This window comes from Methylobacterium trifolii, from assembly GCF_022179685.1.
In the GTDB taxonomy this organism is placed as follows: domain Bacteria; phylum Pseudomonadota; class Alphaproteobacteria; order Rhizobiales; family Beijerinckiaceae; genus Methylobacterium; species Methylobacterium trifolii.
The window spans coordinates 1-1187 of the sequence record NZ_BPRB01000280.1 but is presented as its reverse complement, the minus strand read 5'-3'; the positions used below and the strand labels follow the sequence as shown (position 1 = coordinate 1187).

At 66.6% G+C, this 1187-nt stretch carries 1 protein-coding gene; it reads right to left on the bottom strand.

All coding sequences use genetic code 11. The features are described 5' to 3' along the window. Positions 1-8: 8 nt before the first annotated feature. Complete coding sequence (locus COGEMETH_RS21910; protein ID WP_238184803.1) at positions 9-971, bottom strand: IS110 family RNA-guided transposase; 963 nt, start codon at positions 969-971, stop codon at positions 9-11. Positions 972-1187 lie beyond the last annotated feature (216 nt).

Below are 1187 nucleotides of genomic sequence, written 5' to 3'. Positions count from 1 at the left end.
CGACAGGCTCAGCAACCATTAAGAAGGGGCTCTGTGTTGGTCCATGGCGTTCCGCGCTGAAGGACGGCATTGGCGTAGGTGAGGAGCTTTCTGGCGCAGGCGGTGAGGGCCTTCTTGTGCGGCTTCCCGGCTGCGACCAAACGTTGGTAGAGTTGGCACAGCGCCGCGTTCCAGCGGAAGCTGGCCGGCAGGGCCGCTGCGTAGAGCGCGCGCCTCACGCTGGCGCGCCCGCCACCGATGCGGCGGACACCCTTGTGCGTGCCTGAGTCGTGATCGAACGGCGCCAGGCCGGCCAGGCAGGCGGCCTGTTCGCGTGAGAGCTGCCCCAGTTCCGGCATGTCGATCAGAAGGGTCAGCGCGGTGCGTCGGCCAATGCCCTCGACGCTTTCGATCAGGGACAGGCGGGCGGCCAGTGCGGGTGCGGCGTCGACTTCGGCCACGAGCCGCTTCATCTCGGCCTTGAGCAGGCGCTGTAGCCGCTCGACCTCGCGGGTCTGCGCCTTCCGCAGTCGCGCATCGTGGAAGCTCTCCCGCCGCGTTTTTGCTCGCACGATGTCGGCTTCAATCTGCTCGATACGGCGCAGAGCTTCGCCCAGTTGAGCGAGATGGGGGTCGAACATCACCTGACGCGCGGCGAGGCCCGCGACACTGTCAGCGATCAGGCCGGCATCGAGCCGGTCGTTCTTGGCGCGCCGCAACTTGTACTGCGCGAACGCCCGGACTTGGCGGGGCTGAAGCAGGACCACGCGAAACCCTCCCGCACACAGAGCCGCCACGACCGCCCGCTCGTAGCCGCCGGACGCCTCGATCCCGACCGTCGCGACCTTATGCCGGGCCAGGAAGGCCAGAAGGTCGCTATGGCCGGCGCGCGTGTTGTCGACCTGTAGCGTCTCGCCGCCGGGGCGAAGGGCGATGTCGAGCTTGGCCTTGCCGGTGTCGATCCCGGCGATGATCGTGCTATTCTCAGTCATCTTCGTCGATCCTGCCTCGTCTTCGAACCTTGGCTGTTCAGGCAACCATCCGGATCCGATGAAGGGGGCCGTCCGCGATCCTGCTGAGCCTCATCCCCAGGAGGGATCCGATGAGGTCGATCCGACGGACGGCCGCCCGGTCCTGGATGGCCATCCAAGACCGGGCATCGCTCACGCGACCCAGGCAGATTAGCAAAAGCGCTTAAGACGAGGATG